This is a genomic window from Achromobacter sp. 18P8.1.1 (assembly GCF_057799415.1).
Genome location: NZ_JBYOKH010000068.1, coordinates 17556 through 33438, shown reverse-complemented (window position 1 = coordinate 33438; position 15883 = coordinate 17556). Strand labels below are relative to the sequence as shown.

Here is a 15883-nt window from a genome sequence, read left to right as displayed (position 1 = left end):
TGCGGCGCCGGCGCGCCAGCGCCGCTGCGCGGGGGCAAGCCGCCGCCTTGTTGCGCAGGCGAGCCCTGCCGGGGCGCCAAGTCGGTATTGATCGAAAAGTCCGCAATGCCGAACGTGCCCACGTCGTAAGCCATGATGCCGATGTCACCGCCCACGGCGGAAGAATCGGTCACGTCGCCGATGATCTTGCCGTTCACGATGAACCGGGCTGCGCCCGGCAACTCGACCACCTTGATGCGGTCCGAGCCATCCAGCTTGGCCAGGTTGGGAACCGTGGCGATGTCGCGACGGTTCTGACCTTCAAGACAGAACAGGATGGTTTTCTTGTCGGCCGTGATCTCGATCAGGCACAAGCCTTTCTTCGCGGGATTGCTCAGCGCCACGCCAATGGACGCCTTCGGATTCTGCGAATTGACGACCACATTCACATCGGTCACGCGCCCCTGTTCGGGGGCCGGTCCGACCGGAAGGTAAAGCGTTTGTTCACTGCCGGGCGTCGCCACGTTGCGCAACGTGAACCAGCCATCCTGCACGGCGGCGGTCCAGCCCTGGATCATCTGCTGACCGACGACGCCTGCCAGGGGCCCCAACTGTTGTTCAAACGCAGCGTGTGCGGGCGAACCCAATGCAACGAGGACCGAAAACAGCGCGACGCCACGTAAACGCATCTGAAATTCTCTATGTAGGCAGATTGAGGTAGCGCAGAATATTCCAGATCAATTTGACCTGCTTATTCATTTGTTAAAGATGTATAGCAAAGTAAATGCAATGGAATTTCATTGCATTTACGATGGAACATCGTCAGGTTTCCGCGCGGGCCAGCAAGGCAACGACAGTGGCCGCAATGCCTTCCTTGCGGCCCAGATAACCCAAGCCTTCGTTCGTCTTGGCCTTGATGTTGATCTCGGTCTCTGCCAGGCCGAGGTCAGCGGCGATGTTCGTCACCATGGCCGGCGCATGCGGGCCGATCTTGGGGGCTTGTGCATGCAGGGTGGCGTCGATGTTGACCGGTATCCATCCCGCGCGGCGCACCCGCGCCATCGCCTCGCGCAGCAGCACGCGGCTGTCTGCGCCCTTGAACGCGGGATCGGTGTCGGGGAAGTGCCGGCCGATGTCGCCCAGGCCAGCGGCGCCCAGGAGCGCGTCGGTGATCGCGTGCAGCAGCACGTCCGCATCGGAATGCCCCAGCAGGCCATGCGTGTGCGGGATCGTGACCCCGCCGATGATCAGCGGACGGCCTTCGACCAATGCGTGGACGTCAAAGCCCTGCCCGACGCGAAAAGGAATGCTCATAGCCATTTTTCCATCAGTTCGAAATCATCCGGCCACGTCACCTTGAAGTTGCGCAAGGCGCCCGGGACCAGCAACGGCGCGTACCCGGCGGCCTCGAGGGCCGACGCCTCGTCGGTGACGGTCACGCCATTCACGGAGGCCGCCGTCAGCGCATCGCGCAGCACGCCGGCCCGAAACATCTGCGGCGTCTGCGCCAACCACAATCCATTGCGGTCCAGGGTGCGCTCCACCCGCTCGTGCCCGCCCTTGACCGTGTCGGCCACGGGCAACGCCAGCAGGCCGCCCACCGGATCGGCCAGGCAGGCGTCGATCAGGCGGCGCAGCGCGGCCTCTGGCAGGCCGGGACGGGCCGCATCATGGACCAGCACCCAGGCATCGTCGGCCACGCCGCTGTCTGCCAGGGCGCCGGCGACGGTATCGGCCCGTGTCGTGCCGCCACAGGCCCGCCACACCGTCCGGGGCAGGCCGGCCAGGGCCGCGTCCACCCACCCGTCGCCCGGCGTCACGGCCACGCGCACCTGGGACACCCGGTCGTCGGCCAGCAGCGCGCGCACGGCGTGGCGCAGCATGGGCTGTCCGGCCAATGGACGATACTGTTTGGGCACGGCCTGCGCGCCAGGCTGGCTGGCGCGGGCGCCGACACCCGCGGCGGGAACGATTGCAATGATTGAGTCAGACATGGTGCGGTGATTTTATAATCTTCCGCTTGATGCCTGCTTCCACCCTGATGCCCACCCCCACTTCCCCCGCCACCGCCGCGCCGCCCGTCCCGGCGACCGCCCCTACCCTGTCCGCGCTGAAACCCGGCGCGCGCTACGCGCAGCCCCGCCCGCCGGGCTCGGGAGACGCCTGGCTGCTGGCGGATCTGGCACGGCAGGCGGCCGCACCGCTGGTCATCCTGACGGCCGAGCCGCTGGAGGCCCAGCGCCTGGCGGAAGAGATCCAGCTGTTCGCCCCGGACCTGCGCGTGCGCCAGCTGCCCGACTGGGAAACGTTGCCTTATGACGCGTTTTCGCCACACCAGGACCTGATTTCCCAGCGCCTGCACACGCTGCACTCGCTGATGATGAAGACGGTGGACGTGCTGACGGTGCCGATCACGACAGCTCTGTACCGGCTGGCACCCCCCTCGTTCCTGGCGGCCTACACGTTCTCGTTCAAGCAGAAAGACAAGCTGAACGAGGCCGCCCTGCGCGCGCAACTGACGCTGGCCAACTACAACCACGTCACCCAGGTGACGGCGCCGGGCGAATTCTGCCTGCGCGGCGGGCTGATCGACCTGTTCCCCATGGGGTCGGCGGTGCCTTACCGGCTGGACCTGTTCGACGACGAGATCGAAACCATCCGCAGTTTCGACGTGGATACGCAACGCAGCCTGTACCCGGTACGCGAGGTCCAGCTGCTGCCCGGCCGCGAATTCCCGATGGACGAGGATTCGCGCACCCGGTTCCGCGCGCGCTTTCGCGAAATATTCGAAGGTGATCCGTCCCGCGCCCTGCCCTACAAGGACATCGGCAACGGCATCCCGTTTGCCGGCGTCGAGTACTACCTGCCGCTCTTCTTCGAGGAAACGGCGACGCTCTTCGATTACCTGACGGCCGGGACGGTCACCGTCACGGTCGGCGATATCGACGACGCGATCCAGCGTTTCAATCACGACACGTCCAGCCGCTACGGCTTCCTGAAAAGCGACCGCGAACGCCCGGTGCTGCCGCCGTCCGCGCTGTTCCTGGACAGCGAAACGCTCTACACCCGCCTGAAGGAGTTCCGCCGCCTGTCGCTGACCGCCGGCGAGCCGCATCCCGACTTCCGCGCGGTGCCCGACGTCAGCGTGGCGCGCCGTTCCGACGATCCGATCGCCAAGCTGCGCGCGCTGGTCCAAACACGCCAGACCCGCGTGCTCCTGTGCGCGGACTCCGCCGGCCGGCGCGAGACCCTGGTGCAGATGTTGAACGAGTTCGGCGTCACGCCTGACGCGCAACCGGACACCATCGAAGCCTTCCTGGCGTCCGACGCGAATTTCGGCATCGTCGCCGCGCCGCTTGCCACCGGCTTCGGGCTGCCGCAGGCCAATCTGGCCTTCCTGACCGAAAACGACCTGTACCCCGGCCTGGCCAACACCGGCCGCCGCGGCAAGCGCGACCAGGAACGCGCCAGCAACGTCGAAGCCATGGTTCGGGACCTGTCCGAATTGCGCGCCGGCGACCCCGTCGTCCATGCGCAGCACGGCATCGGCCGCTACCACGGCCTGGTCAACATGGACATGGGCGAAGGCGAGATGGAATTCCTCCATCTTGAATACGCCAACGGCAGCACGCTGTACGTGCCCGTCTCGCAGCTGCATGTGATCGCCCGTTACAGCGGCGCCGATCCGGAAGCCGCACCGCTGCACCAACTGGGCTCCGGCCAATGGGACAAGGCGCGCCGCAAGGCGGCCAAGCAGGTGCGCGACACCGCGGCCGAGCTCCTGGCGCTGTATGCGCAGCGCGCCGCGCGTGAAGGCTTCGCCTTCAACCTGCCGCTGAACGACTACCAGGCGTTTGCCGAAGGCTTCGGCTTCGAAGAGACGGCCGACCAGGCCGCCGCCATCGAAGCCGTCCTGGCAGACATGACCTCTGGCCGCCCCATGGACCGGCTGGTCTGCGGCGACGTGGGCTTCGGCAAGACCGAAGTGGCGCTGCGCGCGGCCTTCCTGGCGGTGGCCAACGGCAAGCAAGTTGCCCTGTTGTGCCCCACCACCCTGCTGGCCGAACAGCATGCCCAGACCTTCTCGGACCGCTTCGCGGACTGGCCGGTGCGCGTGGTGGAGTTGTCGCGCTTCCGGTCGGCCAAGGAAGTGGCGGCCGCCGTCGAAGGCATCAACGACGGCCGGGTCGACATCGTTATCGGCACGCACAAGATCCTGTCCAAAGATGTGAAATTCAAACGTCTGGGACTGGTCATCATCGACGAAGAGCACCGCTTCGGCGTGCGCCAGAAGGAAGCACTGAAGGCGCTGCGCGCCGAAGTCGACGTGCTGACGCTGACCGCCACGCCGATCCCGCGCACGCTCGGCATGTCGCTCGAAGGCATCCGCGACTTCTCCGTCATCGCCACCGCGCCGCAGAAGCGCCTGGCGATCAAGACCTTTGTGCGGCGCGAAGACGGCAGCACGCTGCGCGAGGCCCTGTTGCGCGAACTCAAGCGCGGCGGCCAGTGCTACTTCCTGCACAACGAAGTCGAGACCATCCACAACCGCCGCGCGCGCCTGGAAGAACTGGTACCCGAGGCCCGCATCGCGGTCGCCCACGGCCAGATGCCCGAGCGCGAGCTGGAACAGGTGATGAAGGGCTTCTACCAGCAGCGCTACAACGTGCTGCTGTGCACGACCATCATCGAAACGGGCATCGACGTGCCCAGCGCCAACACCATCGTCATCCACCGCGCCGACCGCTTCGGGCTGGCCCAGCTGCACCAGTTGCGCGGCCGCGTGGGGCGTTCGCACCATCAGGCCTACGCCTACCTGCTGACGCCAGGCGAAGACGCCATCACGACCAACGCCAAGAAGCGCCTCGAGGCGATTCAGGCCATGGAGGAACTGGGTTCCGGCTTCTACCTGGCCATGCACGACCTGGAAATCCGGGGCACGGGCGAAGTGCTGGGCGATTCGCAATCGGGCAACATCCAGGAAGTGGGTTTCTCGATGTACAACGAGATGCTCAACGAAGCCGTCCGCGCCCTGCGCGCGGGCGAGGAACCCGACCTGGACGCGCCTTTCAACCTGGCCTGCGAAGTCAACCTGCATGCGCCCGCGCTGCTGCCTTCGGACTACTGCGCCGACGTGCATGCGCGCCTGGGCATCTACAAGCGCCTGGCTCACGCCGCCGACGAAGACGATCTCATCCACATCCAGGAAGAACTGATCGACCGCTTCGGCAAACTGCCCGAAGCCGCGCAGACGCTGCTGACCACGCACCGCCTGCGCCTGGCCGCGCAACCGCTGGGCATCGTCAAGATCGACGCCAGCGAAACGCAGGCCTTGCTGCAATTCGGCCCCAAGACCACCGTCGATCCGGGCCGGATCATTGAACTTGTGCAACGCCAACGCAACATCAAACTGGCAGGACAGGATAAATTGCGGATTGAGATCAAGGCCGCGCAGATCGCCGCCCGCGCCGACGCCGTGCGCGTCGTGCTGCGCGCCTTGAAGTGAACCCCGCCAACCTTCGCAACTTTATGACTACCCATCACCTTGTCGTCCAATCTCCCGGCCTGACCATCGAACACGCGGAACAGCTGGCCGCCCTGGCGCAAGCCCAGGGCGTGGCGCGCATCAGCAACACCGCCGCCCGCCTGCTCGACGTGCAGCACGACGCCCTGACCCGCGCGGAAGTCGTCGCCTGGGCCGAGCGCAACGGCGTGGACGTGGCCTTTCTGCCCGCGGGCCTCAAGTTGTCGCAATGCAAGGTGCTGGCGATGGACATGGACTCCACGCTGATCAACATCGAGTGCATCGACGAGATCGCGGGCGTGGTGGGCGTGAAAGACAAGGTGTCCGAGATCACCGAAGCCGCCATGCGCGGCGAGATCAAGGACTTCGCGGAAAGCCTGCGCCGCCGGGTCGCGCTGCTCAAAGGCGTGCCGGCCGAAGCGCTGGAACAGGTCTACGTGGAAAAGCTGCGGCTGAACCCGGGCGCGGAGCGGCTGATCAGTACCGCCCAGGCCGCAGGCATCAAGGTCCTGCTGGTCTCCGGCGGCTTCACCTTCTTCACCGACCGCCTGCGCGAACGGTTAAAGCTCGACAGCGCGCACGCCAACACGCTGGAGATCGACAACGGCTTGCTGACCGGCCAGGTCGTGGGCGACATCCTCGACGCCTCCGCCAAAGCCGTCTACCTGCGCGAGTTCGCCCGCACGCATGGCGCCACGAAAGAGCAGATCATCGCGATGGGCGACGGCGCCAACGACCTTCTGATGCTGGGCGCCGCGGGCTTTCCGGTTGCCTATCACGCCAAGCCGCTGGTGCGCGAGCAGACCCGCTACGCATTGAACGTGACGGGCCTGGACGGCGTGCTGAACTGGTTTGAAGGCTGATCGGCCACAGACGGTATCGTCACCATGAAAAAAGCCACCTTGCGGTGGCTTTTTTCATGGTGAAAGGCGGATCAGTATCGGACCTTCAGCGACAGCAATGCCGCGCGGCCCGTGCCCAGTGCGGCATAGTGCGCCGCGTAGGCCTTGGTGTAGTAGGTTTCGTCAAACAGGTTCAGCACGTTCAACTGCGCCGAGAAGTGCTCGTTGAATTCGTAGCCGGCCATGGCGTCGAAGCGCCAGTACGACGGGACCCAGCGCGCCTTGGGCGTGCCGTCGGCGTTGCTCGAGGCATCCGCATTGCCGAACTGCTTGTCCACGTAGTAAGCGCCGCCGCCAACCGTCAGCTTGGGCAGCACCTTGTAGGTCGTCCACAGGCTGAAGGCGTTGCGCGGCGTGTTGGGCAGGTCCTGGCCGACGGCGCCGCTGTTGTAGGCGCCCTTGGTCACTTCGCTGTCCATGAAGGTGTAGCCGCCGAACACGTTCCACTTGGGCGTGATGTTGCCCGAGAAACCCAGTTCGATGCCGCGCACCTTGGCCTCGCCGACTTGCGACACTTCCGTGGCGGACACGGCCACGCTGGTGTTCTTGCGAATGTCGTGGAACGCCGCTGCCGACAGGGTCAGGCGGTCGTCGAACACCTGCCACTTGGTGCCCAATTCAACCGTACGGCTCTTTTCGGGCTCGAGCGACGAGCTCGTGATCGACGCGGCATCGCTGATGGCGCCGGCTGCGATCGCGGAAGGCGTGGACGACGTGCCGTACGTGGCATAGATCGTGCCATTGGGCACGGGTTTGTAGGCCAGGCCCACCTGGTAGTTGAACAGGTTGTCTTCGCGGCTGGTGCTGTAGAACGCGGGCGTGGACGCCGGATCGTTGCGGCCCTTTGCGATGTTGCTGCCGCTGGTGCGGTAGTTGTCCCAGCGCGCACCCAGGCTGGCTTGCCATTGCTCGTTGAACTTGATGGTGTCGAAGCCGTAGAACGCCACCGTGTCCGTGTTGTAGCGGGCCGGATTGTCGGCGCGGGTCAGGTGGCCGGTATAGTCGGTGCCCGGATCCGGATTCCACAGGGACGCGCACAAGGCCGGGTTGGACAGGTCGGTGGCACTCACCTTGCACGCCATTGGACCGTTGGCGATGCTTTGGGTATAGCTGTCCTTGTCCTGCTTGATGTTGCTGTATTCAAAGCCCAGGTCGAACGTGTGCTTCAGGCTGCCGGTATCGAATTCACCCGTCAGGTCCGTCTGGTTGGCAAAGCTCTTGGTGACGTAGTAGCCCGACTTCAACGCGCGGTAGACCAGGCCGTTGGGCACGTTGCCCTTGCTGTCGTCCGGGTTGGTGGCGGCGAAATCGGTCGTGCCGCGGCCATAGCGGGTCACGTTGCGCAGCTGCAGCTTGTCCGAGAAATCGTGCTGGAAATCGACGGTCGCGACATCGTCGCGCGTGCTCATGAAGTCCCGGCCTTTCAGGCCATAGAACGTCTTGCGGCTCACGCCCATCGTCTCCGTCACCGGCTGGCCCGTCTTCGGGTCATACGGAATGGAGTAATCCGGCATGCTGTCGTCTTGGTAGTGGTAGTAGCTCAACGTGATGCGGGTCGGCGTGCCAACGCCCAGCATCAGCGACGGCGCCACGCCCCAGCGCTCGAAATTGACGGCATCGTCGCGGCCCGGCACATCGCCCTTGTTGCCCATCACGTTCAGGCGGAACGCTGCCTTGTCGGCCAGGCGCCAGTTGCTGTCGATCGTGGCGCGGTAGTTGTTGTCCGTGCCGATCTGGGCCGTGGCTTCAGTGAAGTCCGTCGCCTTGGGCGCCTTGCTAACCATGTTGATGCTGCCGCCCGCGCCGCCGCGGCCGGAATACACCGAGTCCGGGCCCTTGATCACTTCCACCTGTTCCAGGTTGAAGGTGTCGCGCACCTGGGTGCTGGAATCACGGATGCCGTCCAGGAACAGGCTGCCGGCGGCATTCTGGCCACGGATGATCGGCAGGTCGCCCCCCGGGCGGCCACCCTCGCCGGCACCGAACGTGATGCCAGGCGAATTGCGCAGCACGTCTTGCAACGTGGACGCCGCCTGATCCTGGATCACCTGCTTGGGCACGACCTGCACCGTGCGCGGGGTGTCCAGCAAGGGTGCGGTCATCTTAGGCGACGGCACCGTGCTGGTCTGGTAGGAAGACCCTTCGCCTTCCACCCGTACCGGGGCAAGCTGCGTCACGCCCGAATCCGCAGACTGCGCGGCGGCGTAGGGACTGATGAACAGGGCGGGCGCGGCGATGGCGGCGGCCAGCGAGGTAGTGAGCGTATTCAGCGAATACGAATCTTGGGGCTTCAAACCAGCTTCTCCAGAATATGAATAGCAACGATTCTTGTTTTTTTACCGGTTGCGATTTTGATCCTGCCCACTGAATGAAACCTGAATGAAAGCATTTCCCTCATGCTAAAGATGAAAAAACAACACTTATGGATGCACGTTCGTTATTAATCGCGCTTTATAACGGAACTTAACAGTGACGGATCTCACAATACGAAGGGCCAAATCCGGTACCGCTAGAGGCATGCCTGGAAACGCCACCAAGCGTTTTTGGCCGCGATCAAGCGCATTTCACGGACCCAAAAGAAAAACGCCCCTGACGGGGCGTTTGGTGGCTTGGCGGGCCTTCAGGTGCGCAGACGAGGATGCCGTTTGAACAAGTAGCGGTACACGAAGCCCGGATAGGCCAGCACCAGGAACAAGCTCAGGGTAATTGCGTAGAACTCCCAGGTTTGGGCAAAGCGGTTGCCCAATGTGGATTCGAACGCAAACCCCAGTGCGCCGACAATGGCGTAGAACACCAGCACTTCAAGCAGACGCAGCCAGAACGGCTTGATCGCGGCTTCCCCGCCCTGCTTCCAGGGCAGGACGGCGAACACCCGCTCCGTCAGGAACGGGAGGTTCGCGCTGACCAAAGCCAGCGCAATCAACAGCCATACCGCCAGCGTCTGGTTCATGGCTGGTATCCGCTTACAGGCTCAGCGACGAACGGATGGCCTGGACGCACAGCGCCATCAGGCCGCCCGGCAGCAGGCCCAGCACCAGCATCATGGCGCCGTTGATCGACAGCAGGCCGCGTTGGCTGCAGGTGGCGGCGATCGGTGCAGCGTTGGCCGCCGGCTCGTCGAAGTACACGACCTTGACGACACGCAGGTAGTAGAACGCGCCGATCAGCGAGAACAGCACCGCGATCACGGCCAGCGTCACGTGGCCGGCGCTGATCAGTGCTTGCAGCACGGCCAGCTTGGCGTAGAAGCCCACCAGCGGCGGAATGCCGGCCAGCGAGAACATCAGCAGCAGCACGATGGCGGCGTGCCACGGGCTACGGCGGTTCAGGCCCTTCAGGTCGTCGATCTGCTCGCACTCAAAGCCCTGGCGCGACAGCAGCAGCACGATGCCGAAGCTGGCCAGCGTGGTCAGGACATAGGTCAGCATGTAGAACAGCGACGCGCCGTAGGCGGCGGACGACAGTTCCGGCTTGCCGGCGACGGAACCCGACATCAGGCCCAGCAGCACGAAGCCCATGTGCGAGATGGTCGAGTACGCCAACATGCGCTTGAAGTTGGTCTGCGCAATGGCGGTCAGGTTGCCGATGGCCAGCGACAGCACAGCCAGGATCATCAGCATCGGCTGCCAGTCGGCGGCCAGGCCATGGAGGCCGTCCACCAGCAGGCGCAGCGTGATGGCGAAGGCCGCCAGCTTGGGCGCGCCGCCCAGGATCAGCGTGACCGCGGTCGGCGAACCCTGGTAGACGTCCGGCACCCACATGTGGAACGGAACCGCACCCAGCTTGAATGCCAGGCCCGACACCAGGAACACGATGCCGAACACCAGCGCCATCTTTTCGGCCTTGCCGGCGGCGATGACCTTGGAGATTTCAGCCAGGTCCAGGTGACCCGTGGAGCCGTAGACCATCGACATGCCATACAGCAGGAAGCCCGAGGCCAGCGCGCCCAGCACGAAGTACTTCATGGCGGCTTCGGTGGCCACGACGTCGTCGCGACGCAGGGCGATCAGCGCGTACAGCGCCAGCGACATCAGTTCCAGGCCGAGGTAGATCGAGATCAGGTTCCCGGAGGAGATCATGACCATCTGGCCCAGCAGCGCGAAGAGCGTCAGAACATAGAGCTCGCCGCCCTTGAGCATGTCGCGGACTTGCGCATACACGCGGCCGTAGACCAGGGTGGCACCCACGGCGATGTAGGACGCGATCTTCAGCAGGTGCGACAGTTCGTCGGTGACGTACAGCCCGTGGAACGTCGCGCCCGCAACGCCATTCTTCCATTGCACGGCCGACACGACGGTCAGCACGCCCAAGGCCAGCAGGGTCAGCAGGAACGTCGGCTTGCGCTCAGGGTGATTGCTGACCGCGTCGACGAGCAGGATAGCCAGGCCGAAAACCAGCAGAAGGATTTCCGGTGTCGCCAGGGCGAAATCGATTTGGGATTGCATCATTGTCTTGTCTTACAGTTTCGAGACGGCAACGTGTTGCAGCAGGGCCTCGACCGACACGTGCATCACGTCGGTGAAGGGCTTGGGATAGATCCCCATGTACAACACGGCGATCGCCATCACGCCAAGAATCACAAATTCGCGGCGGTTGATATCGGTCAGTTCGCGCACATGGTCATTGGCGATGTCGCCCAGGACCACGCGCTTGACCATCCACAGCGAATACGAAGCACCCAGGATCAGGGCGGTAGCCGCCAACAGACCGATCCAGAAGTTGTGCTCGACCGCGCCCATGATCACCATGAACTCGCCGACGAAACCGCTGGTGGCCGGCAGGCCGCTGTTGGCCATCGAGAACAGGATGAAGAACGTGGCGAAGCGCGGCATCACGTTGACCACACCGCCGTAATCGGCGATGCGGCGCGAGTGCATGCGGTCGTACAGGACGCCGATACACATGAACATGGCGCCGGACACGAAGCCGTGGGAGATCATCTGCACGATGGCGCCTTCAACGCCGGCCGTGTTGAAGATGAAGAAGCCCAGCGTCACGAAACCCATGTGGGCCACGGACGAATAGGCCACCAGCTTCTTCATGTCTTCCTGGATGATCGCCACCAGGCCGATGTAGATCACCGCGACGAGCGACAGCGTGATCATCAGGCCAGCCAGGCTGTGCGAAGCGTCCGGCGTTATCGGCAGCGAGAAGCGCAGGAAACCGTAGGCGCCCAGCTTCAGCATGATCGCAGCCAGCACGATGGAGCCGCCCGTGGGCGCTTCAACGTGAACGTCCGGCAACCACGTGTGGACAGGCCACATCGGCACCTTCACCGCGAAAGCCGCCAGCAGCGCCACGAAGATCAGGATCTGCTCGGTCTGGCCCAGCTTGACCTTGTGCCAGGTCAGGATGTCGAACGAACCACCCGAGGCGTGCCACAGGTAGATGAACGCGATCAGGGTCAACAGAGAGCCCATCAGCGTGTACAGGAAGAACTTGAACGCTGCGTAGATACGGTTATCGCCGCCCCACGCACCGATGATGATGTACATCGGGATCAGCGTGGCTTCGAAGAACACGTAGAACAGCATGCCGTCCAGCGCGGCGAACACACCCACCATCAGACCCGACAGGATCAGGAAGGCGGCCATGTACTGCGCCACGCGGCTGGTGATGACTTCCCAGCCGGCCAGCACCACGATGATGGTGATGAACGCGGTCAGGAGGACGAACCACAGCGAAATGCCGTCGATGCCCAGGTGGTAGTTGACGTTGAAGGCTTCAATCCAGGAAGCCTTCTCCACGAACTGCATGGCGGCCGTGGTGTTGTCAAAACCGGTGTAGAGCGGAATCGTGACGAGGAAACCGGCAACGGCGCCGGCGAGCGACAGGCCGCGCGTCAGACCGGGACGGTCGTCACGGCCCACCGCCAGCACCAGCAGGCCGAATACGATCGGGACAAAGATCGCAAGCGTGAGCCAGGGGAAAGTGTTGGATGCCATCTCGCTTGCCATCATTGGGGAATCAGCACAAAGAAAGTCACCAGCGCCATGATGCCGATGATCATCGCGAACGCGTAGTGATAGATGAAGCCGGACTGCAGGTGGCGGCTGACCGCAGCCACCCAGCCCACCACGCGGGCGCTACCGTTGACCAGCAAACCGTCGATGATGCCGCGGTCGCCGGTATTCCACAGGCCACGGCCCAGGGCACGCATGCCGCGAGCGATGATCTGCTCGTTGACCCAGTCCACGTAGTACTTGTTCTCAAGCACCTTGTTCACGCCAGACAGGCTGGACTTGATCGCGGCCGGAACCTTGGGGTTGATCAGGTAGCAATACCAGGCGATGACGAAACCTGCCACGACCAGCCAGAACGGCAGGGTCTGGAAGGCATGCAGGCCATAGGCGACCCAGCCGTGCCACTCTTCGTTCAGTTCGTGCATGGCCGGATGCTGCGGCAGCACCGTGATCACACCGTTGAAGAACTTGCCGAACAGCATCGGGTCGACCGCCCAGGCGCCAACCAGCACCGACGGAATCGCCAGCAGGATCAGCGGCAGCGTGACCACCCAGGGCGACTCATGGGGCTTGCCGCCATGATGGCCGTGGCCGTGATCGTGGTCATCATGAGCATGGTCGTCGTGGCCATGGCCGTGGCCGTGGTCGCTGGTGTCGAAGCGTTCCTTGCCGTGGAAGACCAGGAAGTACACGCGGAACGAGTACAGCGAGGTCACGAACACACCGATCAGCACGGCGTAGTACGCGAAGCTTGCGCCCCAGACGTTAGCGTGGCCGGCGGCTTCGATGATGTTTTCCTTCGAGTAGAAACCCGAGAAGAACGGCGTGCCGACCAGGGCCAGCGTGCCCAGCAGGAAGGTGATCCAGGTGATGGGCATGTACTTGCGCAGGCCGCCCATGTTGCGGATGTCCTGGTCGTGGTGCATGCCGATGATGACCGAACCCGCGCCCAGGAACAGCAGCGCCTTGAAGAACGCGTGGGTCATCAGGTGGAAGATCGCCACCGAGTAGGCCGATGCGCCGAGCGCAACCGTCATGTAGCCCAGCTGCGACAGCGTGGAGTACGCGACGACGCGCTTGATGTCGGTCTGGATGATGCCCAGGATGCCCAGGAACAGTGCGCCGATGGCGCCGATCACGATGATGAACGACAGCGCCACGTCCGACAGTTCGAACAGCGGCGAGAAGCGCGCGACCATGAAGATGCCGGCCGTCACCATGGTGGCGGCGTGGATCAGCGCGGAGATCGGGGTCGGGCCTTCCATCGAGTCGGGCAGCCAGGCGTGCAGGGGGACCTGCGCCGATTTGCCCATGGCGCCGATGAACAGGCAGATACACGCCACCGTCAGCAGCATCCAGTCCGAGCCCGGCAGGGTCATCGCGGCCAGCTTGTCGGCTTGGGCGAACACTTCGCCGTAGTGCATCGTGCCGGCGTACGCGAACAACAGGCCGATGCCCAGCACGAAGCCGAAGTCGCCGACGCGGTTGATCAGGAACGCCTTCATGTTGGCGAAGATGGCCGTCGGGCGGGTGTACCAGAAACCGATCAGCAGGTACGACACCAGGCCCACCGCTTCCCAGCCGAAGAACAGCTGCACCATGTTGTTCGACATCACCAGCATCAGCATGGAGAACGTGAACAGCGAGATGTACGAGAAGAAGCGCTGGTAGCCGGGATCATCCGCCATGTAGCCGATGGTGTAGATGTGCACCATCAGCGACACGGAGGTCACCACGACCATCATCATGGCCGACAGCGGATCGATCAGGAAGCCGATTTCCAGCTTGGTCTGGCCGATGAGGCTCCAGGTGTAGACCGCGCCGTCAAAGCGCAGGCCGTTCAGCACGTCGGCCAGCACCACCACCGAACCGATGGCGGAGATGAGCACGCCCAGGATGGTGATGACGTGCGAGGCACGACGGCCGATCGGACGGCCCAGGAAGCCGGTGCCAAAAAGGCCCGCGAGAATTGCTCCGGCCAGCGGTGCCAGCGCGATGAGCAAGTAGAGATTGGGTGAGCTAGACATTTTCTTCCAATACCCCGTCAGCCCTTCAGGCGATCGAGTTCGTCAACGTTGATCGTGTTCAGGTTGCGGAACAGCAGCACCAGGATGGCCAGGCCGATCGCCGCTTCAGCGGCGGCCACGGTCAGGATGAAGAACACGAACACCTGGCCGGCGGTGTCGCCGAACCAGCTGGAGAACGCCACGAAGTTCATGTTGACGGCCAGGAGCACGAGCTCGATGGACATCAAGAGAATGATCAGGTTGCGGCGGTTCAGGAAGATGCCGAAGATCCCGATGGCGAACAGGATCGCCCCGAGGATCAGATAGTGGGCCAGCGTCAGCGTCATTCTTTTTCTCCTTGGGGCGCAGCGGCAACGCCGTTCGCGGCGTCGCGCTTGGCCTGGGCACGGTCGCTCTGGGCGGGCATGTCCACCATGCGGAAACGATCCTTCGCACGGACGCGCACCGCGGCCACCGGGTCGTTGTACTTCACGTCGCGGCGGCGGCGCAGGGTCAGCGCAATCGCGGCGACCATACCCACCAGCAGCAGCGCGGCGCCGACTTCAATGGCGTAGACGTATTGCGTGTACATCACTTCGCCCAGCGCGCGGGCGTTGTTGTAGTCGCCGGCGACCGGGGCTTGCGGGCCCGAGCCGTACCAGGTGGAACCCAGCACGAACGACATTTCCAGCACCAGCACCAGACCAATCACCAGGCCCAAAGGCAGGTAGGTCTTCATGCCCTGGCGCATGGTGTCCATGCGGATATCCAGCATCATCACGACGAAGAGGAAGAGCACCATCACGGCGCCCACGTACACCAGCACCAGCAGCAGCGCCAGGAATTCGGCGCCCAACAACATCCACAGCATGGCGGCGTTGGAGAACGCCAGGATCAAGTGCAGAACAGCGGTGACCGGACTGCGCGCGGTGATCACGCGGAACGCCGCGATCACCAGCACGGCGGCCAGTATGTAGAAAAGGACAGTGGTAAAAGTCATGGATCAGACCCTGGGCTTCAACGGTAAGGAGCGTCGTCGGCCCGGCGGCGGGCGATGTCAGCTTCGTAGCGGTCGCCCACGGCGAGCAGCATGTCTTTGGTGAAATACAGGTCGCCGCGCTTTTCACCGTGGTATTCGTGGATATGGGTTTCCACGATCGAGTCCACGGGGCAGCTTTCCTCACAGAAGCCGCAGAAAATGCACTTGGTCAGATCGATGTCGTAACGCGTGGTGCGGCGGGAGCCGTCATCGCGCTGTTCCGATTCAATGGTGATCGCCAAGGCCGGGCACACGGCTTCGCACAGCTTGCACGCGATGCAGCGCTCTTCCCCGTTGGGGTAGCGGCGCAATGCGTGCAGGCCGCGGAAACGCGCCGACGTAGGCGTCTTTTCCTGCGGATAACGCAAGGTGACCTTGCGCTTGAAAAAGTACTTGCCCGTCAGGCGCATGCCCTTGAGCAACTCGGTCAGCATCAGACTGCCGAAGAAATCTTTGATCGCTTCCATATC

General features: G+C 63.7%; 12 protein-coding genes and 1 pseudogene. 2 read left to right on the top strand and 11 right to left on the bottom strand.

Going from position 1 to position 15883, the window contains the following annotated elements; genetic code table 11:
- The 3 genes and pseudogenes from AC27VE_RS28380 to ispD all read right to left on the bottom strand — a co-directional run.
- Window positions 1-668 (bottom strand): annotated as a pseudogene (locus AC27VE_RS28380) (DUF4344 domain-containing metallopeptidase); the annotation flags it as partial.
- A gap of 133 nt (window positions 669-801) precedes the next feature.
- On the bottom strand, window positions 802-1293 hold the full coding sequence (gene ispF, locus AC27VE_RS28375) for a 2-C-methyl-D-erythritol 2,4-cyclodiphosphate synthase (protein ID WP_427959940.1): 492 nt from the start codon (window positions 1291-1293) through the stop codon (window positions 802-804).
- Entirely contained in the window at window positions 1290-1973 is a 684-nt protein-coding gene (ispD, locus tag AC27VE_RS28370; protein WP_006223767.1) for a 2-C-methyl-D-erythritol 4-phosphate cytidylyltransferase, read from the bottom strand. Before ispD ends, ispF begins: the two co-directional genes overlap by 4 nt.
- Before the next feature lie 47 nt (window positions 1974-2020).
- On the opposite strand from ispD, the gene mfd reads away from it, so the two are divergent.
- Window positions 2021-5485, top strand: a complete 3465-nt coding sequence (mfd, locus tag AC27VE_RS28365; RefSeq protein WP_488705606.1) for a transcription-repair coupling factor — start codon at window positions 2021-2023, stop codon at window positions 5483-5485.
- A 23-nt stretch (window positions 5486-5508) separates the two neighbouring features.
- A complete protein-coding gene (serB, locus tag AC27VE_RS28360; protein WP_088587948.1) occupies window positions 5509-6366 on the top strand; it encodes a phosphoserine phosphatase SerB in 858 nt (285 codons plus the stop codon).
- A gap of 71 nt (window positions 6367-6437) precedes the next feature.
- On the opposite strand, the gene AC27VE_RS28355 is transcribed toward serB, so the two are convergent.
- The 8 genes from AC27VE_RS28355 to nuoI all read right to left on the bottom strand — a co-directional run bounded on the left by AC27VE_RS28355 (window position 6438) and on the right by nuoI (window position 15880).
- Window positions 6438-8699 carry a TonB-dependent receptor gene (locus AC27VE_RS28355; RefSeq protein ID WP_280025669.1) on the bottom strand — a complete coding sequence of 754 codons (2262 nt, stop codon included), beginning with the start codon at window positions 8697-8699 and terminating at the stop codon, window positions 6438-6440.
- Between the two features lie 326 nt (window positions 8700-9025).
- Window positions 9026-9355, bottom strand: a complete 330-nt coding sequence (locus AC27VE_RS28350; protein ID WP_488705605.1) for a DUF2818 family protein — start codon at window positions 9353-9355, stop codon at window positions 9026-9028.
- 13 nt (window positions 9356-9368) lie between these two features.
- Window positions 9369-10853 (bottom strand): NADH-quinone oxidoreductase subunit NuoN, encoded by a 1485-nt coding sequence (nuoN, locus tag AC27VE_RS28345; protein ID WP_488705604.1) that lies wholly within the window; start codon window positions 10851-10853, stop codon window positions 9369-9371.
- A 9-nt stretch (window positions 10854-10862) separates the two neighbouring features.
- Entirely contained in the window at window positions 10863-12365 is a 1503-nt protein-coding gene (locus tag AC27VE_RS28340; protein WP_488705603.1) for an NADH-quinone oxidoreductase subunit M, read from the bottom strand.
- On the bottom strand, window positions 12362-14395 hold the full coding sequence (gene nuoL, locus AC27VE_RS28335; protein WP_488705602.1) for an NADH-quinone oxidoreductase subunit L: 2034 nt from the start codon (window positions 14393-14395) through the stop codon (window positions 12362-12364). Before nuoL ends, AC27VE_RS28340 begins: the two co-directional genes overlap by 4 nt.
- 17 nt (window positions 14396-14412) lie before the next feature.
- A complete protein-coding gene (nuoK, locus tag AC27VE_RS28330; protein ID WP_006217969.1) occupies window positions 14413-14721 on the bottom strand; it encodes an NADH-quinone oxidoreductase subunit NuoK in 309 nt (102 codons plus the stop codon).
- Window positions 14718-15374, bottom strand: a complete 657-nt coding sequence (locus tag AC27VE_RS28325) for an NADH-quinone oxidoreductase subunit J (protein WP_315132499.1) — start codon at window positions 15372-15374, stop codon at window positions 14718-14720. The genes nuoK and AC27VE_RS28325 overlap by 4 nt, the downstream gene beginning before the upstream one ends.
- A 17-nt stretch (window positions 15375-15391) precedes the next feature.
- Window positions 15392-15880, bottom strand: coding sequence for an NADH-quinone oxidoreductase subunit NuoI (gene nuoI, locus AC27VE_RS28320; protein WP_006223758.1), 489 nt, complete (start codon window positions 15878-15880; stop codon window positions 15392-15394).
- Between the last annotated feature and the right edge of the window lie 3 nt (window positions 15881-15883).